Origin of the sequence: Streptomyces sp. NBC_01450 (assembly GCF_036227505.1) — a bacterium.
Taxonomy (GTDB): Bacteria; Actinomycetota; Actinomycetes; order Streptomycetales; family Streptomycetaceae; genus Streptomyces.
Window position 1 is genome coordinate 2105363 of the sequence record NZ_CP109480.1, and the last position, 26101, is coordinate 2131463.

27 protein-coding genes and 1 tRNA gene are annotated in these 26101 nt (G+C 70.9%); 6 read left to right on the forward strand and 22 right to left on the reverse strand.

Features of this window, described 5'->3' with window-relative positions:
- Positions 1-4: 4 nt before the first annotated feature.
- From OG568_RS09715 to OG568_RS09740, 6 genes are all read right to left on the reverse strand, one after another.
- Complete coding sequence (locus OG568_RS09715; protein ID WP_266427373.1) at positions 5-598, reverse strand: GTP-binding protein; 594 nt, start codon at positions 596-598, stop codon at positions 5-7.
- Positions 573-950 (reverse strand): DUF742 domain-containing protein, encoded by a 378-nt coding sequence (locus OG568_RS09720; protein WP_054232691.1) that lies wholly within the window; start codon positions 948-950, stop codon positions 573-575. Before OG568_RS09720 ends, OG568_RS09715 begins: the two co-directional genes overlap by 26 nt.
- On the reverse strand, positions 947-1348 hold the full coding sequence (locus tag OG568_RS09725) for a roadblock/LC7 domain-containing protein (protein WP_101402195.1): 402 nt from the start codon (positions 1346-1348) through the stop codon (positions 947-949). Before OG568_RS09725 ends, OG568_RS09720 begins: the two co-directional genes overlap by 4 nt.
- On the reverse strand, positions 1345-2550 hold the full coding sequence (locus OG568_RS09730) for a sensor histidine kinase (RefSeq protein ID WP_329531134.1): 1206 nt from the start codon (positions 2548-2550) through the stop codon (positions 1345-1347). Before OG568_RS09730 ends, OG568_RS09725 begins: the two co-directional genes overlap by 4 nt.
- 368 nt (positions 2551-2918) lie before the next feature.
- Positions 2919-4733 carry an ABC transporter ATP-binding protein gene (locus tag OG568_RS09735; RefSeq protein WP_329531135.1) on the reverse strand — a complete coding sequence of 605 codons (1815 nt, stop codon included), beginning with the start codon at positions 4731-4733 and terminating at the stop codon, positions 2919-2921.
- 419 nt (positions 4734-5152) lie between these two features.
- Positions 5153-5229: transfer RNA gene (locus OG568_RS09740), tRNA-Pro, on the reverse strand.
- Positions 5230-5402: 173 nt separating this feature from the next.
- Between OG568_RS09740 and OG568_RS09745 the strand changes: the two genes are divergently transcribed.
- Both OG568_RS09745 and OG568_RS09750 read left to right on the forward strand, forming a co-directional pair.
- Positions 5403-6107 carry a transketolase gene (locus OG568_RS09745; RefSeq protein WP_266588414.1) on the forward strand — a complete coding sequence of 235 codons (705 nt, stop codon included), beginning with the start codon at positions 5403-5405 and terminating at the stop codon, positions 6105-6107.
- Between the two features lie 109 nt (positions 6108-6216).
- Positions 6217-7134 carry a transketolase family protein gene (locus OG568_RS09750; protein WP_329531136.1) on the forward strand — a complete coding sequence of 306 codons (918 nt, stop codon included), beginning with the start codon at positions 6217-6219 and terminating at the stop codon, positions 7132-7134.
- A gap of 45 nt (positions 7135-7179) precedes the next feature.
- Here the strand turns inward: OG568_RS09750 and OG568_RS09755 are convergent, their stop codons facing one another.
- From OG568_RS09755 to OG568_RS09810, 12 genes are all read right to left on the reverse strand, one after another.
- Entirely contained in the window at positions 7180-7539 is a 360-nt protein-coding gene (locus OG568_RS09755; protein WP_329531137.1) for an MmcQ/YjbR family DNA-binding protein, read from the reverse strand.
- Between the two features lie 30 nt (positions 7540-7569).
- Entirely contained in the window at positions 7570-8106 is a 537-nt protein-coding gene (locus tag OG568_RS09760) for a GNAT family N-acetyltransferase (protein WP_329536316.1), read from the reverse strand.
- A complete protein-coding gene (locus OG568_RS09765) occupies positions 8106-8681 on the reverse strand; it encodes a helix-turn-helix domain-containing protein (RefSeq protein WP_329531138.1) in 576 nt (191 codons plus the stop codon). Before OG568_RS09765 ends, OG568_RS09760 begins: the two co-directional genes overlap by 1 nt.
- A 74-nt stretch (positions 8682-8755) precedes the next feature.
- Complete coding sequence (locus tag OG568_RS09770; protein ID WP_266427412.1) at positions 8756-9661, reverse strand: LysR family transcriptional regulator; 906 nt, start codon at positions 9659-9661, stop codon at positions 8756-8758.
- A gap of 31 nt (positions 9662-9692) precedes the next feature.
- A complete protein-coding gene (locus tag OG568_RS09775; RefSeq protein WP_266632088.1) occupies positions 9693-10886 on the reverse strand; it encodes a glycine C-acetyltransferase in 1194 nt (397 codons plus the stop codon).
- 50 nt (positions 10887-10936) lie between these two features.
- Positions 10937-11965, reverse strand: a complete 1029-nt coding sequence (gene tdh, locus OG568_RS09780) for an L-threonine 3-dehydrogenase (protein WP_266427417.1) — start codon at positions 11963-11965, stop codon at positions 10937-10939.
- 165 nt (positions 11966-12130) lie between these two features.
- Positions 12131-12727 (reverse strand): GAF domain-containing protein, encoded by a 597-nt coding sequence (locus OG568_RS09785; RefSeq protein ID WP_329531139.1) that lies wholly within the window; start codon positions 12725-12727, stop codon positions 12131-12133.
- A 106-nt stretch (positions 12728-12833) separates the two neighbouring features.
- Positions 12834-13421 (reverse strand): GTP-binding protein, encoded by a 588-nt coding sequence (locus OG568_RS09790; protein ID WP_168513742.1) that lies wholly within the window; start codon positions 13419-13421, stop codon positions 12834-12836.
- Positions 13399-13770, reverse strand: a complete 372-nt coding sequence (locus OG568_RS09795; RefSeq protein WP_054232708.1) for a DUF742 domain-containing protein — start codon at positions 13768-13770, stop codon at positions 13399-13401. The genes OG568_RS09790 and OG568_RS09795 overlap by 23 nt, the downstream gene beginning before the upstream one ends.
- A 2-nt stretch (positions 13771-13772) precedes the next feature.
- A complete protein-coding gene (locus OG568_RS09800; RefSeq protein WP_329531140.1) occupies positions 13773-14207 on the reverse strand; it encodes a roadblock/LC7 domain-containing protein in 435 nt (144 codons plus the stop codon).
- Between the two features lie 80 nt (positions 14208-14287).
- The gene (locus tag OG568_RS09805) at positions 14288-16321 is read right to left on the reverse strand and encodes a sensor histidine kinase (protein WP_329531141.1); all 2034 of its coding nucleotides are present in this window, start codon (positions 16319-16321) and stop codon (positions 14288-14290) included.
- A gap of 357 nt (positions 16322-16678) precedes the next feature.
- On the reverse strand, positions 16679-17911 hold the full coding sequence (locus OG568_RS09810; RefSeq protein WP_329531142.1) for an MBL fold metallo-hydrolase: 1233 nt from the start codon (positions 17909-17911) through the stop codon (positions 16679-16681).
- Positions 17912-18133: 222 nt separating this feature from the next.
- Between OG568_RS09810 and OG568_RS09815 the strand changes: the two genes are divergently transcribed.
- The 4 genes from OG568_RS09815 to OG568_RS09830 all read left to right on the forward strand — a co-directional run bounded on the left by OG568_RS09815 (position 18134) and on the right by OG568_RS09830 (position 22740).
- Positions 18134-18709, forward strand: a complete 576-nt coding sequence (locus tag OG568_RS09815; protein ID WP_329531143.1) for a carboxymuconolactone decarboxylase family protein — start codon at positions 18134-18136, stop codon at positions 18707-18709.
- A 448-nt stretch (positions 18710-19157) separates the two neighbouring features.
- Entirely contained in the window at positions 19158-20795 is a 1638-nt protein-coding gene (locus tag OG568_RS09820) for a 5-guanidino-2-oxopentanoate decarboxylase (protein ID WP_329531144.1), read from the forward strand.
- Entirely contained in the window at positions 20795-22021 is a 1227-nt protein-coding gene (locus OG568_RS09825; RefSeq protein WP_329531145.1) for a Glu/Leu/Phe/Val dehydrogenase dimerization domain-containing protein, read from the forward strand. Before OG568_RS09820 ends, OG568_RS09825 begins: the two co-directional genes overlap by 1 nt.
- A 98-nt stretch (positions 22022-22119) precedes the next feature.
- Positions 22120-22740: a TetR/AcrR family transcriptional regulator gene (locus tag OG568_RS09830; RefSeq protein WP_329531146.1), complete on the forward strand. Its 621-nt coding sequence runs from the start codon at positions 22120-22122 to the stop codon at positions 22738-22740.
- Between the two features lie 270 nt (positions 22741-23010).
- Here the strand turns inward: OG568_RS09830 and OG568_RS09835 are convergent, their stop codons facing one another.
- The 4 genes from OG568_RS09835 to OG568_RS09850 form a co-directional block, all read right to left on the reverse strand.
- Positions 23011-23796 (reverse strand): SGNH/GDSL hydrolase family protein, encoded by a 786-nt coding sequence (locus tag OG568_RS09835; protein ID WP_329536317.1) that lies wholly within the window; start codon positions 23794-23796, stop codon positions 23011-23013.
- Positions 23797-23939: 143 nt separating this feature from the next.
- Positions 23940-24656, reverse strand: coding sequence for a DUF6250 domain-containing protein (locus tag OG568_RS09840; RefSeq protein ID WP_329531147.1), 717 nt, complete (start codon positions 24654-24656; stop codon positions 23940-23942).
- Entirely contained in the window at positions 24653-24880 is a 228-nt protein-coding gene (locus OG568_RS09845) for a hypothetical protein (protein WP_329536318.1), read from the reverse strand. The genes OG568_RS09840 and OG568_RS09845 overlap by 4 nt, the downstream gene beginning before the upstream one ends.
- Positions 24881-25119: 239 nt before the next feature.
- A complete protein-coding gene (locus tag OG568_RS09850; protein ID WP_329531148.1) occupies positions 25120-26097 on the reverse strand; it encodes a M23 family metallopeptidase in 978 nt (325 codons plus the stop codon).
- Positions 26098-26101: the final 4 nt, after the last annotated feature.

Below are 26101 nucleotides of genomic sequence, written 5' to 3' on the forward strand. Positions count from 1 at the left end.
GCTCCTAGCGGGCACGGTCCTGCAAATAGTGAACGAGGGTGATCAGGGCGCTTGCTGATGAATTCTCGTCGCGAGCGTCGCAGGTGACGACCGGAGTGTCGGGGAGCAGATCCAGCGCCTCGCGCAGCGCCTCTTCGCCACGAAGCGGCGTACCGTCGAAGTGGTTCACGGCAATGGCGTAGGCGAGTCCGTACTGCTCGATCAGGTCGATGACGGCGAAGGAGTCCGCCAGCCGCTCGGGGTCGACCAGCACGAGCGCCCCGAGAGCGCCGCGCGCCATGTCCTCCCACATCTGCACGAACCGCTGCTGGCCCGGCGTACCGAACAGGTACAGCACGACGTGATCACTGATCGTGAGGCGCCCGAAGTCCATGGCCACCGTGGTGGTGGTCTTGCCGCGGACGCCCTTGAGGTCGTCGATGTCCTCGCCGGCCTGCGTCATCGTCTCCTCCGTGGTCAGCGGAGGAATCTCGGACATGGTCCCGACGAAGGTGGTCTTGCCCACCGCGAAGTGCCCGACGATCAGGATCTTCACGGCGGTCTGTGCCGCTCCGCCGCGGACGTAGGCCTTCTCATCCAAAACGGGCCCGGAGACCATCCAGCACCTCCTGAAGAATCTGCTCGTCGACCAGGCGGGCGCGCGCGACCGGTGCGCGCGTGATGAGGTATCCGCCTTCGGCGAGGGCATTGAGAAGGATCTTCACCACACCCATGGGCAGGCGCAGGTGTCCCGCGATCTCGGCGACCGAGAGGTAGCCGCCGGAGCACATCTCCAGCAGGCTCTGCTCCTCGGGGGAGAGCCGGGCCGGCCGCTGCTGGTGGTCGGCCGCCGCCGTGACCAGCGTGATCAGGGAGAACTGGTCCCCGTCGGGAAGGTCGCGGCCATTGGTGATGACGTACGGCCGCACTAACTCCGCGGCCTCGGGCTCCTGCCGCTCGGAATCGGTCACTGGCGTGCGCCGATGTTCTCGCGCGGCGGAGTCGTCAGCGCCTTGCCGAGCTGGCCGACGAGCTGCTGCATGCGGAAGGTGATCTCCCCCATCTCGACGTTGGGAGAGGCCGAGACCGCGAGGTACGCGCCGTCACCGGCGGAGATCAGGAAGACCCAGCCACCGTCGAACTCGACGAGCGTCTGCCGCCACTTCAGATCGGACCCGTCGCAGAAGAACCCGATCGAGCGGCTCAGCGACTGCACACCGCTCATCGCGGCGGCGACGGTGTCCGCGTGGTCCCTGCCGACCCCCTTCGAGGAGGCCATCAAGAGCCCGTCGGCGGAGACCAGGACCGCGTGCAGAGCCCCGGGAATCTCCAGGACGCCGTCAAGCATCCATGACAGATCGTTGTTCACGAAACCTCATGCCCTTCGCTGCTTGCGTCATGTGCGTTGCTCGTGCGGCCCGCGGGCTCCGGGTGCGCGGCTCGACCGGACTGCGTGCCGCGCTGGAAGGCACCCATGATCGAGGCGGTCTCCTCTTCGGAGCGCGTCGGGGTACCCGTGGTCATGGGGGTGCCCGTGGTCATGGGGGTGCCCGTGGTTTCGGAACTCGGCGGCACGATGGCCATGGCCCGCCTGCGGCGGCGCTTCGGAAGACCGTCGGCGGTCGTGGACACGGCCGCTGTGGGTTCCGGGCCGCTCGGGTTCAGCGAGGGAACAGTGCTCACAGTCTGTGCTCGCTCCTTTGGTTCCGGCATGCTGGTGAGCAGCTCGTCCGGCAGCAGCACCACCGCTCGCACACCCCCGTAGGGAGAGGTCGAGTCGACGGACACCGTGAAGCCGTAGCGCTCACAGAGCACACCGATCACCGCGAAGCCGAACTGCGGAGGATTACCGAGCCCCGAGACACCCGAGGCCCGCTCACTCGAAAGGAGTTTCGCCGCTCGGGCTTTTTCCTCCTCGTTCATGCCGACACCGGCATCGTCGACGACGATGCAGATGCCCTTGGGCACGGCACGGACATTGATCTCGACACTGGTTTCCGGTGCCGAGTAACTGGTGGCGTTGTCGAGCAGTTCGGCAAGGGCCAGCGCCACCGGTTCGACGGCCCGGTTGGTGACCGCGAAATCGACCTGCGAAAGAATCTCGACGCGCTGGAAATGCCGGATCCTGCCCTGCGCGCTGCGGACCACGTCGTAGACCGACGCGACGTCACGCTGCCGTCCGAGCCAGCCTTCGCAGAGCACCGCGATGGACTGGGCGCGCCGCCCGAACTGCGAGTTCATGTGGTCGATCTCCAGGAGATCCTGGAGAATCACCGACTCGCCATACTTGCTCTGCAGTTTGGAAATGGCCAGCTGCTGTTCGGCGGCGAGACCCTGAAGCGTCCGCATCGCCGATTTGAGCGCGGTTCTCGTTGCTTCTTCGGCTTGCTCCTGAGCTTTCTTCACCGAGGCCGAATATTGATTCTCAAGCTCAGCGTAGTGATCTCTGAGCCCTTGATTTTCCTGCCTTAAACTCCGCGCAGACCGCTTCCCACGAATAATGGCGGTAGCTGCAAGCGGAGTACCAGCGATAAGAGCCCAGAGAGCCGGGTCCTGCATGTATTGCGTCATAAGACTCTCTTCAAGCGAATGACAGCCAGCTACTGAATTCCGTCAGCGCGGCGGGCCGACAGCCCACTGCGCAGGGTTTACCGTCCGGGCCGCACAGTTGGCCAGAAGAGTGGTTTTGTGCCCGTAGCCCGCTCGGCAAGTGCGGCGATCGTATCATCGCCCCAAGTCATGACGGACCGTCAATATGAGGAGTACTTGCGAACATTGACGGGTGGTCAGTTCAACAGTGGACAGTTCCCGCCAGTTCCCCTGAGGCGATATCCGATAAGGGGGCTCTGCGGCTTTCGTCAATCAGTGCCCGGAGTGGTCATCGGGCAGCGGGCCCCGCCGAGTGGGCGCGGGGTAACCCGCGCCCACCGGGCTCGCGTTCAGCGCAGGTCGGCCGGCTCCTGGCTGTCGTCGAGGAAACCGCCGGACTGGTGTTGCCACAGCTTCGCGTAGGCGCCCTCCGCCGCGAGCAGTTCCTGATGCGTGCCCTGCTCGAGGATCCGTCCGCGGTCGAGGACGACGAGCCGGTCCATGGTGGCGACCGTGCTCAGTCGGTGCGCCACGACGAGCGCCGTCCGCCCCTCCATGAGTCGCCACAGCGCCTCCTGGACGAGGATCTCGCTCTCGGAGTCCAGCGCGCTGGTCGCCTCGTCGAGCAGCAGGATCGGTGCGTCGCGCAGGATCGCCCTGGCGAGTGCGACCCGCTGGCGCTGGCCACCGGACAGTTTGACCCCGCGCTCGCCCACCATGGTGTCGAAGCCGTCCGGCAGCGCGTCGGCGAACTCCGTGACATGCGCCGCCTCGGCCGCGCGGCGGATCTCCGCCTCGGTGGCCTCCGGCCGGGCGAAGGCGATGTTGTCCCGCAGCGTGCGGTGGAACATCGCCGGGTCCTGCGGTACGTAGGCCATCTGGCTGCGCAGGTCGGCCTGGCGCAGTCTGCTGATGTCCTGCCCTCCGATCAGGATGCGGCCCGAGTCGATGTCCGTCATCCGCAGCAGCAGCCGGGCGAGCGTGGTCTTGCCCCCGCCGGACCGGCCGACGAGACCGATCTTCGCCCCGCTGGGCACCGCCAGGTCGAGTCCCTCGAAGAGCGGCTGCGCGCCCGCGTGGGCGAACGTCACCTGCTCGAAACGGACGTCGGCGGCCCGGGACAGCAGCGACTCCGGCACCTTCGGGTCGAGCACGGTCGGCGGCTTCAGCAGCAGTTCGGTGAACTGCGCGGCCTCCGTCAGCGAGCTCTCCAGACGACGGTAGATCTGGTTGAACTCGAACATGATCCGCGTCGCGTTGCTGTAGTACGTGAAGGCGACCACGACCGCCTCGACGCCGTGACTGCCGCCGCCGAGCGCGACCGCGAGCAGCAGGCCCAGCGCGTTGGTCAGCACGGACATCGGTGCGACCAGGGTGTCGATGCGCAGGTTGCCGTAGTCCCACGACCTCAGCATGAGCCGCCGCGAGACCGCGACACGGGACCGGTGCTCGGCGGCCTCGCGCTCCTCGGCGGCGAACGCCCGGACCGTGTCCATGTTCATCAGGCTGTCGGCGACATGGCCCGACACCCGGGCGATCGCCTCCTCGCGCTGATCGACGAGCGCCTGGCGGCGGCGGATGAGGGGCAGCACGCACAGCGCCGTCAGCGCGATCATCGCCAGGAGTCCGACGACGAGCAGCGGTTCGTAGCGCCACAGCACCACCGCCCCGAACACCAGCGGCACGAAGCTGCCCATGACCTGGAACGTCATCGTGTCGACGAACTCCTCGAAGCGGGAGGCGAAGCTCAGCACCCGCTTCGTCAGTGACCCGGCGAAGTTGTCGTGGAAGAACGCGGCGTCCTTGGCGAACAGTTCGTCCATGCCGATGACGTACAACTGCTCGATGCCGAGGGCGTCGAGGCGGTTCAGGCAGTGCAGGCCGAGGCGCCACAGTATCTCCGCGAGCAGCAGGACACCGGCGAAGCCGAGGACGTACGGCAGCGTCGAGCCGATGGAGATGCCGGCGTCACCGGCGATCCGGCCGACGAGCTTCGCGACGATCAGCGGCGCGATGTAGTTGATGCCGATGTTGCCGAGCGCCGGCAGCAGCATCGCGGGGGCCGTCAGCCGTCGGAGCCGGGCCAACTCCCGTCCGTAATAACGAAGGGCGAGGAGTACCGAGCCTTTGCCCGGTGTGCCCTCGCGCGATTCAGGCGTTCCCATCCCAACCCTGTGTTGTCGTGCGGCAGCCTGCCGCGTGCTTCTCCGGGGAGATTCCGTTGCCTCGGTGGCCGTGTGGAGCTTCGGTTTCGGGTGAGTGCGCTCGCTCGGGTCGTCCTCCGGCAGCCGGGGTACGACGACGGGCCCCGCGCGGCCGCGGCGACACCCATGCGCGAGTACGGCGGGCCAGGAATCGCAGTGTCCCGCGACGCCGCCCGCGCAGTCCAAGCGTTTTTCTCGGCCAACGGTGCACGTCGCACGCCTGCGCGACCTGGCCGAACAGGCGTGCCCTCGATGCGCCCGAGTCCCTGTTTCCGCGCGCTCGCGCGGCGCACCATGTCGTGTTCAGGACGCTGTTCCCAGGACACGAAAAAGGCCGTCTCCTCGTCACCGAGAAGACGGCCTCCGACCTGCTGTGAAGCTGGTCGGGACGACAGGATTTGAACCTGCGACCCCTTGACCCCCAGTCAAGTGCGCTACCAAGCTGCGCCACGTCCCGTTGCCCGCCTGACCTGGGGTTTCCCCTGGCCGAACGTGCACGGAAACAATACCGCACTCGAGCCGATGGTCGCGCATCGGTTTATCCGGGGCCGACGGGAGCCGGGGGCCGCAAGGGAAGGCCCGGAGCCGATGCTTGACCTGAAGCTTGCTTGAGGTTGCACGATCGTCGGCATGACGATCATCGAGGCGGCACGACACCACCGGTACCAGGACCTGCCCCACCTGATGGGGCTGATGACCGGCGACGAGAAGCACGGCCCCGCGGCGACGTCCACGCTGGACGCCCTGTGGGTGCTCTACGACCGGGTGCTACGGGTCGGGCCCGAGCGGGTGGACGATCCGGAGCGCGACCGGTTCCTGCTCTCCAAGGGGCACGGGCCGATGGCGTACTACGCGGTGCTGGCGGCCAAGGGCTTCGTGCCCTTGGAGTGGCTGCCGGACTTCGGCTCGTACGACTCACCGCTCGGGCACCACCCGGACCGGGTGCTGGTACCCGGCGCCGAGATCGGCAGCGGCTCACTGGGGCACGGGCTGCCGATCGCGGTCGGCACCGCGCTGGGCCTGCGCGCACAGGGGCTGGACGAGCCGCGCGTGTGGGTGCTGATCGGCGACGCGGAGCTGGACGAGGGCAGCAACCACGAGGCGATCGCGTACGCCGGGCCGGCCCGTCTCGACCGGCTGCACACCGTAGTGATCGACAACTCCTCCGCCAGTCATGCCAGGCCCGGCGGTATCGCCGCCCGGTTCGAGGCCGCGGGCTGGTCCGCCCTGACCGTCGACGGCCGTGACCACGAGGCGCTGTACGCCGCCTTCACCGCACCCCACCCGGGTCGCCCGCACGTGGTCGTCGCCCGGGTCGAGCCGAAGTCCGCCTGAGGCACCCGAGGCGCATGAGGCGCCTGTGCCGTGCGAGGCACCTGCGCTACTCGACGCTCCCCCCTTCTCTCGCTCTCGTCCCGTACGCCCCCTGAAAGGACCCCCTTCCATGGACACGATGCGTGATCGTTTCGCCCCTGTCGTGACGCGGCTGCTCGACGAGGACCCGCGGGTCGCGGTCGTTCTCGCCGAGATCGGCAAGGACGGCTTCACGGACGCCCGGCGCAGGCATCCGGATCGGGTGATCAACGTCGGGATCCGCGAGCAGCTCCTGGTCGGGGCGGGCGCGGGCCTGGCCCTGACCGGCCTGCGGCCCGTCGTGCACACCTTCGCCAGCTTCCTCGTCGAGCGGCCGTTCGAGCAGGTCAAGCTGGACCTCGGACATCAGGACGTGGGCGCGGTGCTGGTGAGCGCGGCCGCGTCCTTCGACTGGCCCGCCGGAGGCTTCACCCACATGGCACCCGGTGACGTGGCCCTGCTCGACACGCTGGACGGCTGGACCGTGCATGTTCCCGGCCATCCGGACGAGGCCGAGAAGCTGCTGCGGCACGCGGTCGCCGCCGGGGAGGACAAGGTGTACGTGCGGTTGTCCGTGCAGTCCAACGCGCAGGGCCTGCCGGTCGACGGGGCCCGCTTCCGTACCGTGCGCGAAGGGCGCGCAGGGGTCGTCGTCGCCGTCGGACCGATGCTCGACTCCGTGGTCGCCGCCACGGAGGGGCTCGACGTCACCGTCCTGTACGCGACCACCGTGCGGCCCTTCGACGGGGCGGCCCTGCGCCGTGCCACAGCGGCGGCAGGCACCGACGTCGTCCTCGTCGAGCCGTATCTGGCCGGTACGTCCACGGCCGTCGCGGGCGACGCGCTCGCCGAGGTGTCCCACCGTGTCCTCGGCCTCGGCGTCGGCCGGCGTGAGCTGCGCCGGTACGGAACCATCGACGAACACCTGGCGGCGCACGGCCTCGACGCGGCGTCCCTGCGGGAGCGGATCGGCGGCTTCCTGAGCGCTTCGGGCCGGCCGCGCCCCTGAATCCGCCCCCGCGCTCCCCCGCGCTCCCTCGCGCGGACACGCGTGTCAGCCGGCCGTCGGAAGTCCCAGCTCCGGGTAGGCGTCCAGCAGCCGGGGCGGAGCCGCCTGGCGCCAGGAGTCGGCCAGGATGTCGCGGAGCTCGTCGCCGTCCTCCAGGGCGGCGAGCCGGACCCGGACCCAGGCGAAACCCGCCTCGTGGTCGGCGATCCAGAACTTCCCGGGCTCGGCCAGGACGAGTTCGTCGCGCTCCTCCTTGGGGCAGCGCACCGCGATGGAGGTCTCCTCTTCGGGCAGCGTGGCGAACATCTTCCCCGCGACCCGGAAGGTGGGCATGCTCCAGGCGATCTTCTCCGTGGTGTCCGGCAGGGAGAGGGCGATACGACGTACGGCTTCGGCATCCGGCATGAGTCGCACCGTAGCCAATGGCACTGACAGTCACTCGCCTCCGGGGGTCCGCGCTCCCAGCCGCTTGTAGAAGATCGTCGTCGGGCGCGGCTCGCCCGCCGGCGTCGCCGCGTAGTCGGGGATCGCCCCGAGCCGGGTCCAGCCCGCGGAGCGGTAGAGGGACTCGGCGGGGCTGTCGGTCTCGGTGTCCAGGTGCAGGAGGGTGATTCCGGCGGTGGCGGCGGCGTGCTCGGCGGCGGTCAGGAGTTCCCGGCCGAGGCCCTGCCCGCGGCCGTCGCGGTGCACCATCAGCTTCACCAGCTCGGCGCGGTGGCGGCTGTTGGGTCTGTCCGGGAAGGCGAGGCTCACGGTGCCCAGGATCCGGTCGGCGGTGTGCGCCACCCACACGGCGAGGCGCCCTGCCGACACCGCGTCCACGCGCTCCTCCCACCAGGCGACGGCCGCCGCCCGCTCCAACGGGGCGAGGAACCCGATCGAGGCCCCGCCCTCCACGGTGTCGGCCAGCAGCTCGGCCAACTCCCCCGCCGAGGCGCGAAGGCGCTCGGCGTCCAGCCGGGAGACGGTGATCACGGCAGCACCACCACCAGCGCGTACCGTACGTCCACGGGGCCGGGACACCGGAAGCGTGTGGGCCCCCAGACCCGCAGCCGCAGACAGTCCCCGGCGTCGAGCCGGTGTTCGACGTTCTGCGCGGTCACCTCCAGCGTTCCGTCGAGGACCCAGATGTGCTGCTCCAGGCCGGGCACGGGAGGCCGGTCGTAGGCGATGTCGGCCCCCGACCCGAGGCGCCCCTCGACCAGTTCGCCGCGCAGCCCCGCGTGCGGCGGGGACACCGATCGTCGTACGAATCCGGAGGCTTCGTCGGTCCAGACCGTCTGGTCGGCCGCCCGCATCACCGGGACGGGTTCCACCTCGACCTCGCTGAGCAGCTGCGACATGGTGCGTCCGTACACGGCGCACAACCGGTTCAGGAGCGAGGCCGTGGGGCTGATCTCGGCCCGCTCGGCGCGGGACAGCGTGGAGCGACTGACCCCACTGCGCTCCGCCAACTCCCCCAGGGACCAGCCGCGTTCGGACCGCAGCTCGGCCAGCCGGGCCCCGAGCCGGACATCCACGAGGTCAAGCTCCCCATCGTTTCTCATATTCGGGATGTTATCCCAGATGTGGGACATCCCAGAGGTGAAACGGACGGCAGGAGTCCCTCCGAGCACTCCCCTCAGTCGACCGTCGCGGCCTGGGCCAGCGCCTCCAGCACCGGACGGATCAGCGGATGCCCCTCCGCGCCCCGGCGTACGGCCGCGAAGACCCGGCGCGTGGGCGCGACACCGTCGACCGGGCGGACCAGCACTCCCGTGAGGTCCATGCCACGCAGGGCCGAGCGGGGCACCAGGGCGACGCCCGCGTCGGCCGAGGCGAGGGCGACGACGGCACGGAAGTCGTCGGAGGAGTGTTCGAGACGAGGTTGGAATCCGGCGTTCTCGCAGGCCAGGACGACCACGTCATGGCAGGGGTTGCCCGGGTACGGACCGATCCACGGATCCTTGGCCAGCTCGGCGAGCGGGACCTCGGCGGCGTCGGCGAGCCGGTGGCCGAGTGGGACGACCGCGTCGAAGGGCTCGGCGTACAGAGGTACGGGGGTCAGCCGCGGGTCGTCCGCGTCGGGGGCGCCCCGGTACTCGACGGCGACCGCGATGTCGACCAGCCGGTCGAGCACCATCGGCAGACTGGCGTCACCCTCGGCGTCCTGGACGCGGACATGGATACCGGGGGCCGTGCGGGCGAGGCGGGCCAGCGCGGGGGCCACGACCAGGCCGATACCGGTCGCGAAGGCGGCGACGGTGACCGTGCCCGCCGAGCCCCCGCTGTACGCGGCCAACTCCGCCTCGGCGCGCTCCAGTTGGGCCAGGACCTCGTTGGTGTGGCTGAGCAGGATCTCGCCGGCCGGAGTCAGCCGGACGCCCTTGGCGCCGCGCTCGACGAGCCGGTGGCCGGTCTCCTGCTCCAGCGCGGTCAGCTGCTGGGAGACCGCGGAGGGGGTGAGATAGAGCGCGGCGGCCGCCGCCGTGACCGTGCGGTGGTCGGCCACCGCACGGAGGATGTGGAGCCGCCGCGCTTCGATCATGCGACCGATTCTCTCAGGTCACAGGCGTCTTTCAGCCCTCGAGCTCCGCGCGGGCGGACACGAACGCGTCGACCGCCCGGTTCACGTCGTCCGTGGAATGCGCGGCGGACAGCTGCACCCGGATCCGTGCCTGGCCCTGCGGGACGACCGGGTACGAGAAGCCGATCACGTACACGCCGCGCTCCAGGAGCAGCTCCGCCATGCGTCCGGCGACGGTCGCGTCGCCGATCATGACGGGGGCGATCGCGTGGTCTCCGGGGAGGATGTCGAAGCCCTCCGCGGTCATCCGGGAACGGAACAGCGCGGTGTTCTGTGCGAGTCGGATGCGCAGGTCGTCGGCCGACTCCAGCAGGTCGAGCACCTTCAGGGAGGCCGCCGCGATCACCGGCGCGAGCGTGTTCGAGAAGAGGTACGGGCGGGAGCGCTGGCGCAGCAGGGCGACGATCTCGGCGCGGGCGGCGACATAACCGCCGGAGGCGCCGCCGAGCGCCTTGCCGAGGGTGCCGGTGATGATGTCGACGCGGTCCATGACGCCGTGCAGCTCGGGGGTGCCGCGGCCGCCGGGGCCGACGAAGCCGACGGCGTGCGAGTCGTCGACCATGACCATGGCGTCGTAGCGGTCGGCCAGGTCGCAGATCTCCTTGAGGGGCGCGACATAGCCGTCCATCGAGAAGACGCCGTCGGTGACGATCAGACGGCGGCGCGCGTCGGACGCCTCCTTGAGCTGGGCCTCCAGGTCGGCCATGTCACGGTTGGCGTAGCGGAAGCGGCGCGCCTTGGACAGACGGATGCCGTCGATGATCGAGGCGTGGTTGAGGGCGTCGGAGATGACCGCGTCCTCGGCGCCGAGGAGGGTCTCGAAGACGCCGCCGTTGGCGTCGAAGCAGGAGGAGTAGAGGATCGTGTCCTCCTGGCCGAGGAACGCGGACAGGCGCGCCTCCAGCTCCTTGTGCACCTCCTGCGTACCGCAGATGAAGCGCACGGACGCCATGCCATAGCCCCAGCGGTCGAGGGCCTCGTGGGCGGCGGCGACGACCTCGGGGTGGTCGGCGAGGCCGAGGTAGTTGTTCGCGCAGAAGTTGAGGACCTCGCCGGGGCGGCCGCCCGCGGTGACGGTCACGGTCGCGGACTGCGGGGTGCCGATGACGCGCTCGGGCTTGTGGAGACCGGCGGCACGGATCTCGTCGAGGGTGGTGCGGAGGTCGTCGCGCACGGAGTCGAACATGGAAAGGGCTCCTAGGGGATTACGCGGTTCGGAGGGGTTCGTGCGGACGCTCACGCGCTCCAGTCGAGGATGATCTTGCCGCCACGGCCGCTCGCGGCGTCCGCGAAGGCGGCCTCGTAGTCGCGGTAGTCGTAGCGGCCGGTGATGACCGGTGCCAGGTCGAGGCCGCCTTCGAGGAGGACGGACATCGCGTACCAGGTCTCGAACATCTCACGACCGTAGATGCCCTTGATCGTGATCATGGAGGTGACGATCCGGGACCAGTCGACCGGGAACTCCTCGGCGGGCAGGCCGAGCATCGCGATCCGGCCGCCGTGCGTCATGTTGGCGATCATGTCGCGCATCGCCTCGGGGCGGCCGGACATCTCCAGGCCGATGTCGAAGCCCTCGCGCAGGCCGAGGGCGCGCTGGCCGTCGCCGATGGTCGACTCCGCGACGTTCAGCGCGAGGCTGACGCCGATCTTGCGGGCGAGGTCGAGGCGCTCCTCGCTGACGTCGGTGATGACGACGTTGCGGGCGCCCGCGTGCCGGGCCACGGCCGCGGCCATCAGACCGATCGGGCCCGCGCCCGTGATGAGGACGTCCTCGCCGACCAGGGGGAAGGACAGCGCCGTGTGCACGGCGTTGCCGAACGGGTCGAAGATCGCGGCGACGTCGAGGTCGACGGGGACGCGGTGCACCCACACGTTGGCGGCGGGCAGGGCCACGTACTCGGCGAACGCGCCGTCGCGGCCGACGCCGAGGCCGACCGTGGCCCGGCACAGGTGGCGGCGGCCGGCCAGGCAGTTGCGGCACTTGCCGCACACCAGGTGGCCCTCGCCGCTGACCCGGTCGCCCGCCTTGATGTCGACGACGTCGCGGCCGGTCTCCACGACCTCTCCGACGAACTCGTGGCCGAGGACGAGCGGCGTGCGGATGGCCTGCCGCGCCCACCCGTCCCAGGTGCGGATGTGCAGGTCGGTACCGCAGATCCCGGTCCTGAGGACCTTGATCAGTACGTCGCCGGGGCCGATCTCCGGTTCCGGGACGTCCGTGAGCCAGAGCCCGGGCTCCGCCTTCTCCTTGACCAGCGCCTTCAAGCTGTGGCTCCCGTGGTGAGGTCCCGGAGCAGGGCACGCCGAAGGAGCCCGTACCGGGGAGAGGGGTGATTTCCCGGAGAAATCTGCCGCACGGGGGCGCCGTTGGTCCATCGAGGATTTCTTAAGCGCGGCCGCAGCTTTCCTTCACGCCTCCGGCCGCGGGCGTCAGATCCCCCCGGTGTCCTCGCGGCGCTCCAACTGCTCGACCAGTTCCGCCGCCAACGACTTGATGGTCTCCAGGCCCGCTTTCCCCCACGGGCGCGGTTCGAGGTCGACGACGCAGATCGTGCCGAGGGCGATGCCGGTGCGGTCGATCAGCGGGGCGCCCAGGTAGGAGCGGACGCCGATCTCGTCGACGACCGGGTTGCCGGCGAAACGCGGGTAGTCGCAGACGTCTTCCAGGACCAGCGCCTTGCGGCGGACGACCACATGGGGGCAGAACCCGTAGTCGCGGGTCAGGTAGCGCCCGATGCCCTTGCCGGTGCCGGTGCCGTCCGAGGCGGCCGGGAGCAGCCGGGCGACCGACACGTTGCCGTCCGGGGTGTGCAGGCCCGCGAAGAACTGCCGGTTCTCGTCGATGAAGTTGACCATCGAGTACGGCACCGCGGCGACTTCGGCGAGCCGGTCCGCGAAGGCGTCGAAGGCGGGTTCCGTGCGTTCTCCCAGGCCCAGTCGGCGCAGTCGGCGGACCCGGGCGGGGGCGTCCTTGTCCTCCGGGGTCAGCAGCAGACGACCGGCCGGGCGCGGCGGGTCGTAACTCATCTACGGGCTCCCTGGTGTGGGGCGGGCGTCATGGTGTGTGGGCTCCGTGGCGGGGACGTGGGTCGGGTGCGGGCTCAGCGACTGGAAGGGTGCACCAGGTGCGGGCTCAGCGGCTGGGGGCGTGCGTCGGTGCGTGGGCGAGAAGGTGGCGGACCAGGGTGAGCAGGGTCTGCACGCCCGAACTGGAGATCCGGGCGTCACAGCGCACGATGGGGATCTCGGGGTCGAGGTCGATGGCCGCGCGCACCTCCTCGGGGTCGTAGCGGTAGGCACCGTCGAACTCGTTGACGGCGACGATGAAGCCGAGACCGCGCTGCTCGAAGAAGTCGACGGCCGCGAAACAGTCCTCCAGGCGGCGGGTGTCGGCGAGGATCACCGCACCGAGCGCGCCCTCGGACAGCTCGTCCCACATGAACCAGAACCGCTGCTGCCCGGGGGTGCCGAACAGGTACAGGACGTGTTCCGGATCGAGGGTGATGCGGCCGAAGTCCATCGCCACGGTGGTCTCGACCTTGTTCTCGATGCCGTCGAGATTGTCGGTCGCGGCGCTGACCGTGGTGAGCAGCTCCTCCGTGCTGAGCGGCGCGATCTCGCTCACCGCGCCCACGAAGGTCGTCTTGCCGACCCCGAACCCTCCCGCCACCAGGATCTTCAGCGCGGTGGGGAAGGGATCAGAGCTGTCGTCGTAGTCCATCGAGCACTGCCTCCAGAAGAGACCGGTCAGTGGGGTTGTGGTGGAACTCGGGCGGCTTGGTGGTCAGTGCCCCGCAGTCGACGAGGTCGGAGAGCAGCACCTTGGTGACCGCCGCGGGCAGCTTCAGGTGTGCGGCGATCTCCGCGACCGAGACGGGCGCCCGGCACAGTTCGAGTGCCTGGGTGTGCTCGGGGCCGAGGTAGCCCAGAGGTGTGGCCCCGGTCGCCATCACCTGCGACAGCAGGTCGAGGGCGGTGGTCGGCCGGGTCCGGCCGTTGCTGACCGTGTAGGGGCGCACCAGCCGTCCGGCCGCGTCGTCGAGCCAGGGCCCGTCGCCGGCCGCGGCCACCCTCAAGGCCTCATCGCCGGCGGTTCCACGGCGCCCTGCCGGGGCGCGGTCATCAGATACGGACGGACGCTCTTGACCAGCATCGCCATCTCGTAGCCGAGCACCGCCGCGTCGGCCTCGCGGCCGGCGAGCACCGCGAGACAGGTGCCGGAGCCCGCGGTGGAGACGAACAGCAGGGTCGAGTCGAGTTCCACGACGACCTGGCGCACCTCTCCGCCGTCGCCGAAGCGCACGCCCGCGCTGCGGCCGAGCGAGTAGAGACCGGAGGCGAGCGCCGCCATGTGGTCGGCGCTGTCCGGGTCGAGGCCGTGGACCGACTTCACGAGTCCGTCGCAGGAGAGGAGTACCGCGCTGGTGGTGTGCGGTACGCGCTGTACGAGGCCGCTCATCAGCCAGTCGAGATCGGATACATGGGCGGTCGGCGCGTCGCTCGCCATGGTGGATCGACTCCTTGAGGTACGAAGGTCTGCCGGAGCGGAGGGTGTGGGGGTGTGGGTGGGGGGTGTCAGGGGGGTGGTCATCCGGCCGTTGTGCTCCCGTCGTGCCGGGCCGTGAGGTCGTGTCCGGGCGCGGGTGCGGTTGTGTCGCGGGTCCCGTGCGTCTCGTGCGGGGCGGGCGCGTGCGCCGGGTGGGTGTCGGCTATGGGGGGCGCGCCCGTGGACGTCTGGTCGACACGGATCACGTCGAGCGGCGGCAACGGATCCAGGTGCCGCAGGTCCGGGTACGGCAGATCGGAGTGCGGCAGGTCCGGGTGCGGCAAGTCCGAGTGCGGCAGATCGAAGTGCGGCCGCTCCATGTGCGGTTCTCCGGTGTGCGGTGGCTCCACGCGCCGCTCCTCGGCGTGCTGGGCCTCGGCGAGCCCGATCCCCCGCTGGAACGCCGCCATCAGGCCGGGGTCGTGGCCGACGACGTGCTCCGGGTCCTGACGGGGCACGGGTCCGTCTCGCAGTTGGGGTGCGATGTGCTCCTGGGCGCGTCTCTTGGGCAGCTGGGGCTTGCCCATGGTGCCGCGCACCGCGCCGTTGCGCGGGGTGGGCGGCATGGCCGCGTTCTCCGCCACCACGGGCCGGTCGTCGGGGCGGATGCCGGGCAGGGCCTCGGCCGGGTTGGGCCGCTCCGCGCGGGCGCCGCGCACGGGGAGCGGCGCCGGGCCGCTGCCGCCCGTGCCCGGCGCGGCGGGCGGCACTTGGTCCCGCTGCCGCGGCGCGGAGGACGCCGTGGCGTCGGCGGAGGGCACGGGCGCGGTCGGCCCGGCCTGAGCTCCGGCAGGCGGACGCGCGCCGCCGGCCTTGGACTGCTGGGCCTGCTGGGCCTGTGCCTGCGATACGTCCCCGGGGGCGCCCGGCGCCGCGCCCAACAGCGCCTGCGGTACGACCAGTACGGCCTGGACACCGCCGTAGATGTTGGTCTGGAGCCGTACGTGGATGCCGTGCCGCCGGGCGAGCTGCGACACCACGAACAGGCCGATCCGGCCGTCCTGGAGGAGGCTTGCGACATTCACCTGATCGGGGTCGGTGAGCAGCGTGTTCATCTTGCTCTGCTCGCCCAGGGGCATGCCCAGGCCCCGGTCCTCGACCTCGACGGCGAGGCCGGACGTGACGAGGTTGACGCGCAGCAGCACTTGGGTGTGCGGGGCGGAGAACACCGTCGCGTTCTCGACGAGTTCGGCCAGTAGGTGGATGACGTCGGCGACGGCGTGCCCGCGCAGGGTGCCGTCGATCGGGGGCACCAGCTTGACCCGCGAGTACTGCTCGACCTCGGCGATCGCCGACCGCAGCACCTCGGTCATGGAGACGGGGTTGCTCCACTGGCGGCGCGAGACGGCGCCGCCGAGCACGGCGAGGTTCTCGGCGTGCCGTCGGATGCGGGTGGCGAGGTGGTCGACGTGGAAGAGGCCCTTGAGCAGGTCCGGGTCCTCGATCTCGTTCTCCAGCTCGTCGAGGATCGAGATCTCGCGGTGCACGAGGGACTGAAGCCGTCGCGCGAGGTTGACGAAGACCTCGACCTTCTGTTCGCTGCCCGCCTGGCTGGAGAGTTGGGCGGCCTGCACGACGGCGGTGACGGCGCCGTCGTGCGCGCGGGAGAGGTCGGCGGCGAGCAGCTCGAAGTCGTCGGCGTCCGGCCCCGGCCGGCGGCGCTGCTTGGGCGCGGGCGGGCTCTCGCCCCGGCGCAGTCCCTCGACGACGGCGCGCAGGTCGGCTTCGGTGCGGGCGCTGCCGCGGCGCAGGGCACCGATGCGTTCCCGTACGGACGTGGCGGCCCGGTCGGCGCCGACGGCCGCGATCAGGATGCCCGCGAGAGCGACGCACCCGGCGCCGGCGAGCACCGACCACAGGATGACGCCGGGGCGCGCGCCGGTGGAGCGGACGGTGAACAGCACGGCCGCGCACGCGCTGAGCGCCACCGCGATCGGCGGCAGGACCGCCAGGCGCAGCAGCTGGGGCCGTAGGTGGGTCTCGGGCTGCGGGGTGACCGTGCGGGCGACCGGCCGCCCGTGCCGCCCGCCCTCACGGCGGTCTGCGCGTGCGGCCGGTGCGCGGAGGTGAGACATCTGCGTCCTCGTACTGGTGCGTCGGGGGCCACGGGGGCTCCCGCGGGTCTGCGCGACTCGGGCGTGCGCCATCGCGATGCCGGTCGAGAGAGCCGAAGAATTCGGCCCTGCGTCGCCCGACGGCAACTGACAGTAGTCGGCAAGCCATCATGTGCGGTGGGCAGTTGACAAACTCCCCCGGAAGGCGTCCCGCTCTGGTATGAGGCCTCGCACGGCAGACCGATATCCCCCTCGGACGCACGTTCCCCTGCGTCACCGATCCGATCAGAGCTGGTCAGAACCGGTCGAGAACACACGGCGAGGGTCGGGGAGCAGTTCGCTCCCCGACCCTCGCCGTCGATCGGACATTCAGGAAATTCAGCTCGCGGACACCGTCTCCGGCTCTCCGGTGCCCTCCGAAGCTTCGCCCACGACGTCACCCGGAGTACTGGAAGCGGAGATCTCCGCTCCGGTCCTCTCGATGGCGGGCCAGCCGCCCTTCGGCGACACGGCCACACCGCGCCACCAGGGCTCGACCGGGACGGCCTCGGAGGTGGGTTCGAAGGGCTGGCCGGGGCGGGGCAGCGCGACGCGGGCGCCCACCGTGTGTGCGGCGGCCATCATGCCCTCACCGGGCTCCACCCAGGGGTGCGTCGCCAGGTTGAAGGTGGCCCAGTGGATGGGCAGCGTCACGCCGGTGGGCCGCCCGCCCTGGAGGTCCAGGTGGGTGCGCATGCCCTCCTCTGGCGTCATGTGGATGTCGGGCCAGAACTCGCTGTACGCCCCGACCTGGATCATCGTGATGTCGAACGGGCCGTGCTCGGCGCCGATGTCCTTGAAGCCCTCGAAATAGCCGGTGTCCCCGCTGTGGTAGATCCGGTGCTCGTCGCCCGCCACCACCCAGGAGGCCCACAGCGTGTGCTGGGTGTTGCGCAGGCCCCGGCCGCAGAAGTGCCGGGCGGGTGTCGCGGTCAGGGAGATGCCGCCGACCTTGGTGGTCTCGTTCCAGTCCAGTTCACGCAGCCGGTCGGGCGAGACGCCCCAGTGCTCCAGGTGGGCGCCGACGCCGAGCGGCACCGCGAAGACCGTGTCCGTGCCGGCCAGTGCCTTGATGGTGGGCAGGTCGAGGTGGTCGTAGTGGTCGTGCGAGATGACGACGACGTCGACCGGGCCGAGCGCGGCCAGCGGCAGGGGCACCGGGTGCAGCCGCTTGGGCCCGACGAAGTTGAAGGGGGAACAGCGCTCGCCCCAGACGGGGTCGAACAGCACCCGGTGCCCGTCTATCTCGGCGAGCACGCTGGAGTGCCCCATCCAGGTGATCCGCAGCCCGCTCGCCGCGGGCTTGGCAAGGTCGGCGAGCGTGGTGGGGTACACCGGCACCGTGCCTGCGGGGGCGCGGTGGACGCGCTCCTCCTTGCGGAAGAAGACCTTCGCGAACTCGAGCATGGAGCCGTCGGGGCTGGTACGGGCGCTCACCGGGTTCTGGAAGACACCGTCCGCGAAATTCGGCGATCTGCGAATGCGCTCCATGCGCTCACCGCCGGGGTCCGCGCCGAAGGCGGCGGGCTGCAACGCGCGGAGCCCGGAGCTCAACGTACGGAATCCGGTCACGGTACCTCCAAGTGGAGTCGGTCAGGCTTTCCATTATCGTCGGCCCCTCTGACAGCGCCGGGTCGACGGTGTCACAGTGCGATGTCCCCGGTACACACCGCGAGGCCCGGCGCCCCGGTGTGCCCCCACGGCGGGCCGATGTCACATCCGCGGGTGCCGGTCCGTCGTATCGGCGAGGGCGCCGAGACCTGGCGCCCCGGCCGGACAACCGGAGGTGGCCCCATGGCCCGCATTTCCCTAACCCCGCGGCGCACGCTCTTCTTCCGCGTCATGGAGTGGTACTCGAAGCGCACCTACGGGAAGGTCCTCGACCCCGGCAGGGCCCTCGCACACAATCCCCGCGTTCTGCGGTCCGACCTGGCCTTCGAGCGCTCGGTCGCGAAGTGGAACGCGCTGGACCCCGGTCTCAAGGCACTCGCGGAGATGGCGGCGTCCGCGTCGATCGGGTGCTCCTGGTGCATGGACTTCGGCTACTGGGTCGGCCGGGAGCGCGGCATGGCCCGCGAGAAGCTGCTGGACGTACCGTGCTGGCGCGAGAGCGAGGTGTACACGCCGCTGGAGCGGGACGTCCTGGAGTACGCGGAGGCCATGACGGCCACCCCGCCCGCCGTGCGGGACGAGTTGGCCGAGCGGCTGCGCGACCGCCTGGGCGAGCCCGCCTTCGTCGAACTGACGGCCATGGTGGCGGTGGAGAACCTGCGCTCGCGCATCAACTCGGCACTGGGGCTGACCAGTCAGGGCTTCAAGGACTCGTGCGACCTGCCGGCCGCCGCGCACCAGGCGCCTGCGCCGAAGTAGCGGACACCCGCGGGGCCCAGGGAAGCCGGCCTCAGCCCTGACCGGCCCTGGCCCGTCCAGCCCGGGCCAGGCGGGCCCCCGCCGCTCCCGCACCGCGTTCCCCACGGCCTCGCCCACCGTGCGCAGGAAGTCGACGTAGCCGGAGGGCGCCTCCTCCCGGCGTCGCGCGGCTCGACGCACACGATGATCGTGCCGACCAGCGGACCCATCGCGAAGCCCTCGCCGAGCCCGGACTGCGGATGCACGGCCAGAGTCAGCCGGAAACCGCCGTACGACATCATGTGGGGCGGGTTCGACGGGCCGGACGGGCGGCGTACCAGGGGCCCACTACTGAAGATCCGTTCAGTAAATTGACAGACTCCCGAGCCGCTCCCGATACTGACTGGCGATTCAGTAAAGGTTCCGGTGGGTCTTCGGTCGCGCCGATGGTTCCGCACTTGGAGGCACCATGGAGGCCGACCCGCGTGGCAATGTGTGCACGGGTGGCGAGGCGCTCGTCAGGGCGCTCGCCGCGCATGACGTGACACAGGCGTTCGGCATCCCCGGCACGCACAACCTGGAGATCTACCGGCACCTGGCGGCGTACGGCGTCCGGCACACGACCCCGCGCCACGAACAGGGCGCCGGGTACGCCGCCGACGGGTACGCGCGCGTGACGGGCCGCCCCGGTGTCGTGATCACGACCACCGGTCCCGCGCTCCTCAACGTCACGGCCGCCGTCGGGCAGGCCTACTCGGACAGCGTGCCCCTGCTGGTCGTCTCCCCGGGGATGCCGCTGCGCCATCCCCGGCTGGCGACCGGGCTGCTGCACGAGATGCGCAGCCAGACCGAGGCGCTGCGGGGCGTCGCGGCGTTCAGCCACCGGGTGTCCTCGGTGGCCGAGATCGGCGCCGCCGTGGCGCGCGCGTTCACGCTCTTCCGTACGCGGCGGCCACGGCCGGTGCACCTTGAGGTGCCGCTGGATCTGCTGACGGCGGCCGAGACCGCGGGGCCGGTGCGGCTCGCCCCTGCCGCCACCGCGGGGCCGGTGCCGGACGCCGAGGCCCTACGACGGGCCGCGCGCACCCTGGGGGAGGCCCGGCGGCCCGCGCTGGTGCTCGGCGGTGGCGCGCGTGGCGCCGCGGCCTCCTGTCTCGCCCTCGCGGAGGCCTGCGGCGCGCCTGTCGTGACGACCGCCAACGGCAAGGGGATCGTTCCCGAGCGGCATCCGCTCTCCCTCGGCGTCTCGCTGCACACTGAGGCGGTGCAGAAGTGGCTGGCGGGTCGCGATGTCGTCCTCGCCGTGGGCACGGAGCTGGCCGAGTCCGATTTCTGGTCGCCGCCGACCGCCCTCGGGGGCACGCTCGTCCGAGCCGATCTCGACCCGGACCAGATGCACTCCGGGCTGCCCACGGACATCGCGCTCGTCGGCGACGCGCGGGCCTCCCTGGAGGGGCTGTTGTCGGAAATGGGCCTCCACGCGCGTGTGCGGCACGACGTCCCCGACCCACGAGGCGGAGTCGACGTCGACGAGGTCGCCGCGGTGCGGGACGCGCGGTACGCCGGGAGTGCCGCGCGCGACGCGCGCTGGATCCCGTACCTGCGGGCGATCCGCGGCGTCCTGGCCGACGACGCGGTCCTCACCTCGGACAGCGCCCAGTGCTGCTACTACGGCGCGCTCCCGCACCTCCCGCTGGGCCCGGCGGGGCGCTATCTTCACCCGACCGGCTTCGGCACCCTCGGCTACGCACTGCCCGCGGCGATCGGTGCCAAGGTGGCGTGCCCGGAGCGCCAGGTGGTGGCGCTGAGCGGGGACGGCGGCCTCCAGTTCACGGTGCAGGAGCTGGCGACCGCCGCGCAGCTGCGACTCCCGCTGCCCGTCGTGGTGTTCGACAACGGAGGCTACGGAGAGATCCGCGACGAGATGGCCGCCCGCGGCGACCGCCCCACCGCGGTGGACCTCGCTCCGGTCGACCTGCCCGCCCTGGCCCGCGCCTACGGAGGACAGGGCACACGCGTGTGCCACCCCGACGAGCTGGCCCTCGCCCTCACCGAGGCGCTGCGCACGCCCGGTCCCACCCTGATCGCCGTCCCCGAGGAGTCTTGATGACCACGCCCTTGACCACCCCGCCGGCCACGCCGCTCACCGCGTCTTCGGCCACGCCCCTGATCACGCTCACCTGGACCGACCATGTCACGGGCAGACCCGGCTATCTGGTGGTCGACCGGCTCGTCCGCGGGGTCTCCAGCGGCGGGCTGCGGATGCGTGAAGGCTGCACCCTGGACGAGGTCGCCGGGCTCGCCCGCGGGATGACGATGAAGGAGGCCCTGCACTACAACCCCGAGGGCCGCTACATCCCGCTGGGCGGCGCCAAGGGCGGCATCGACTGCGATCCCCAGGACCCGGCGGCGTACGGCCTGCTGGTGCGGTATCTGCGCGCCATGCGCCCCTACATCGAGAGTTTCTGGACCACGGGTGAGGACCTCGGGCTCACCCAGGACCTGGTCGACCGGGCCGCCGAGGAGGCGGGGCTCGTCTCGTCCATCCAGGCCGTGTACCCGCTGCTCGACGACGAGACGACGGCCCGTCGGCGGCTCGCGGACGCCTTCGCGGTCGACGTGGACGGGATCGGGCTCGACGAACTGGTCGGCGGCTGCGGTGTCGCCGAGTCGGTGCTCGCGGCCCTGGACCGCGCCGGGGTGACGCACGCGGGGACGCGCGTGGCCGTGCAGGGCCTGGGCACCATGGGCGGAGCCACGGCCCGCTTCCTCTCCCGCGCGGGCCTCGCCATCGTCGCCGTCGCGGACGTCAAGGGCACGATCGCGAACCCGGACGGACTCGACGTCGACGCGCTCCTCGCGGCGCGGGACACCTACGGGACGGTCGACCGAGGGGCGCTGCGCCCGGCCGACCAGGAACTTCCGGGCGACGCCTGGCTGTCCATGGACGCGGAGGTGCTGGTTCCGGCGGCGGTCTCGTACGCCATCGACACCGAGAACCAGCGGCAGATCGGCGCCCGCTGGATCGTCGAGGCGGCCAACATGCCCGTACTGCCCGAGGCGGAGGAGCTGCTCGCCGCGCGCGGGGTCGTCGTGCTGCCGGACGTCGTGGTCAACTCCGGGACGAACGCCTGGTGGTGGTGGACGCTCTTCGGCGACATCGGCGCGGACGCGGAGGAGGCGTTCGCGTACACCCGGCGCTCCATGCGCGACCTGATCGACCGGATGCTGGCCCGCGCGGAGGCCGACGGGACCACGCCGCGGGCCGCGGCGCACGCCATCGTCGCCGACCGGCTGCCGGTGATCGCGGAGCGGTTCGGCTGGTATCGCTGACGGGCACCCACCGCTCGGCCCTCCTTTGAGATCCGTCTCCCGCATCCTGTTTGACCACCAGTTCGTCGACCGACCTCGGCGAGCATTAGGGTTACCGCGTGGCAAGGGTGCGGTTGAGCGTGGCGGAACGGCGCGAGGAGTTGCTGCGCGCCGCCATCGAGCAGATCGAGGCGCGGGGCGTGGCGGCGGTTCGGATCTCCGACGTGGCCTCGGCGCTCGGCGTGAGCAACGCGTTGGTGCTGTACCACTTCTCGACCAAGGAGAAGCTGGTCGCCGCCGCGTTCACGTACGCGGCCGAGGACGACCTCGCCCGTCTGCGCAAGCTCCTCGGCCGTCGTACGTCGGCGCTGCGCAGGCTGCGCGCCGCCGTGCGCTGGTACGCGCCGACCGGCCAGGCCAAGGGCTGGCGGCTGTGGATCGAGGGCTGGGCGGCCGCGCTGCGTGAACCCGCGCTGCAGGAGGTCACCCGTGGTCTCGACAGACAGTGGAAGGCCGCGATCACCGAGGTGATCGCGGAGGGAGTGGCCGGCGGCGAGTTCGAGTGCCCGGATCCCACGGGGGCCGCCCTGCGGCTGACGGCGCTCCTCGACGGGCTGGCCGTGCAGATGACCGCCTATACGGGTGCGGTGTCACGGGCACGCGCCCAGGAGTGGGTGGACGAGGCGCTCGCCCGGGAACTGGGGCTCGCACGCGAGGCGTTGGCGGCGGCCGTGCGCTGAGGCGCACGCCTGGGCACGCAGCCGGACGGTTCGGCTCGCACTCACCCCACCGCCCACCGAGCGGGTCGGCGCGGCGACTGCCGGACCACCGCCGGGCCGGGCACCTCGGCGGCCGCCGGCTCACTGCCACGCACCGCACCACGCCGCCGCCCGGCGGTGCCCACAGGCGCGGCGGCCGGTTCGGCCCGCGGCTCCCGGGCACGCCGCCGAGGCGGTCTCGGTGACGGGGGACGCCCCGTCCAGGCCAACGGCGCGTCGGACGCCCGTGGTTCAGGCCACCCAATCGATCCGCATCTTGATGTCGTCCGGTGAGAGGCTGCCCTTGGCTGCCACGTGGTCGCCGGAGGACTCCCCACGCAGCCGGCGCCCGATCCATGGGACGAGGTACTCGCGCGCCCAATGGATGTCGTCGCGCCGGACCTCGAGCGTGCCGCGGGGCGGCAGCGGAGGCCAGGGCTGGTCGGGGTCGGCGGGCACTTCGAGGCCGAGGACCTGTCCGGCGCGCAGCGCGACCCGGGTGTGACCCTCGGGCGAGAGGTGCAGCCGGTCGCCGTCCCAGGCACGGCGGTCCTGGATCGTCTTCAGGGACCACAGATCGAGGACGGGACAGCCGTACCGGTCCGCGATGGCCCGTACGTGCCCGTTGTACGTGGCGATCTTGCCGCGCAGATGCTTCAGCACCGGGACGGTGCGGGTGTCGAAGCCGGTCGTCACCAGGACGCTGCCGACGGCGGAGGTGAGGTCGGCGACCGCGCGCTCGAAGCGCTCGGCGACCTCGTCGGGGTCGGTGCCGGGCCGGATGATGTCGTTGCCGCCCGCGCAGAAGGAGACCAGGTCGGGGGCGAGTTCCTTGGCGCTCCGGAGCTGGTCTTCGACGATCTGGTCGAGCAGTTTTCCGCGTACGGCGAGGTTGGTGTAGGTGAAGTCGCCCTCGGGCCGCCGGTCCGCCAGGAGCACCGCGAACCGGTCGGCCCACCCGACGAAGGCCCCGTCGGGGCCGGGGTCGCCGACGCCTTCGGTGAAGCTGTCCCCCACCGCCACGTACGACCCGATCACTGATCTGTTGTCACTCTTCGAATCGTCTGCCACGTCGGCCCATCATTCACCTTTCGATGTGAGCTACGCGACCGTAGGAAAGGGTTGACGGGTGGTGAGATAAGCCACTCGTAAAGTGTGGGTGAACCCGGAATAAGGCCCTGTCAGAAGTGGTTGAACAGCCGCCACACCTGGAAGTCCTCGATCCGGAAGTGGCTCCATGTGGTCCGGAACGCGAAGTGCCCGCTCGTGTACGGCTGCGGGTCGCTGTAGTCGAAGACCAGCCGTCCGTTGTTCCACCAACGGACCGTGGAGCCGTCCGAGACGATCCGCACACGGTTGGGCTCGTTGGCCGTGAGCAGCGGCTCCGTGTAGTCGTAGACGAGCGGGCGGACGCCCGGCTGTCCGACGTACCGGCGCAGCCGCGTGGTCGTGTTGGTGTTGGCGCCGTATCCGACGTAGTACGTCTTCAGGTAGTCGTATTCGTCGAGGGCGCCGCCGCGCGGCGTGGCGAAGAGGTCGTCAGGGGAGCGGACGTCGACGGCGTTCCAGAAGTTGTTGAGGTCGGAGACGCGGTCGTTGACGCCGCCCGCAAAGACGGGTGTGGCGGTGTACTCGATGACGTAGGGCCCCTCGAGCCTCTTCTTGAACCAGACCGTCGCGCCGCTCGGTACGTCGATCTCCAGGACGCCGCGCGAGGCGGTGACCGTGCCGCCGTCCTGCAGTTCGGTGGCCCACTGGCCGAGGCCGCGGCGGAAGCCGTCGCGGGCGATGAGTCGGCCGCGACGCTGGCGCGGCGAGGCGCTCGCGGTGGTGGCCGGGGCGAGCGTGGCCAGGGCGGCACCGGCGGCGAGGGTCGCGAAGGCTCTGCGGGTGGTCATGAGGTTCCTTCCGTGTGAGCGGTGGTGGTGATGGCGGGCGTCGGCATCTCGGCGTAGCTCTTCGCGAAGTCGAGCGCCACCGAACTCGGCTTCCGCTCATGGCCGTTGACGACGGCGCGCACGGTGCACGTGCCGGTACCCCGGCGGTCGTCCCGGCATGCGGTCGAGCAGGTGACCGGCGTGTGGTCGAGCCGCCGTCCGTCCTTGTACACGTTGAACGCGATCGCGTGCTCCCTGCGGTGACGACGACGGCCCCGTGCTGCCGCCGAAAGAGTAGAAAGCGCTTGCGGAGATCACTGTGCAGCCACACGCGCCCGGTGTCGATACCTCGTGCACCGGTGCCACAGGACCGCAATGTGCCGATCATGAAATGACCACGCTGGGACGCGCGGAAAACGCCGAGGGCCGGACCCCCGCGATTGCGGAGGTCCGGCCCTCGGAGACGTGAGAGGTGCGGCGGGCGTCAGCCGACGGCGACCCCGTGCGAGCGCAGGTACGCGACCGGGTCCACGTCCGAGCCGTAGTTCGGGGTGGTGCGGATCTCGAAGTGCAGGTGCGGACCGGTGACGTTGCCGGTCGCGCCGGAGAGGCCGATCTGCTGACCCTCGGTCACGGTCTGCCCCGCCGAGACGGAGAGGACGGACATGTGGGCGTACTGCGAGTACTGGCCGTCGGCGTGCTGGATGACGACCTGGTTGCCGTAGGCGCCGCCCCAGCCGGCCGAGACGACGGTGCCCGCGGCGATGGCCTTGATGGTGGTGCCGGTCGGGATCACGAAGTCCACGCCGGTGTGGTAGCCGCTGGACCACATGCTGCCGGCGACCTTGTAGCCGGTGCCGATGGTGGCGCCCGTGACCGGCAGGGCGTAGCCGGTGTCATTGGTGGGGGCCGCGGCCTGGGGCTTGGGCGCGGCTGCCGCGCTGGACGACCCGGCGCCCGGCTGCGCCGACGACCGCGTGGACGGCTTGGCGGAGGACCGCGTGGACGGCTGCGCCGACGGCTCGGCCGAAGGCTTGCTGTCGGCGGTCGACGCGACCTTCTCACCGATCGTGAGCTTCAGACCCGGGTGGATCAGCGAGGGGTCGCCGCCGATGACCTGGCGGTTGTCGGAGTAGAGCTTCTGCCAGCCGCCGCTGACGTGCTGCCGCTCGGCGATCTTGGCGAGCCAGTCGCCGGCCTTCACCGAATAGGTCTTCGTCGAGACCGTGGAGATCGTCGTGGTCTTTTCCGAAACCGCCGCGGACTTTTCGGAAACCGTCGCGCCGAAAATCGTCGCGGTCTTTTCGGGAGTGGACGAAACCGCGGCCTTCGGCGTCACGGCGTGGGCGCCGGTGGCCCCCATCAGCGGCAGCGCGAGCGCGGCGCCGCCGGTTCCGGCCACGGCGATCGAGCGGGTGAAACGCTTGGTCTTGGGACGGCGGTGCTTACCCTTCGCGGGCATGACG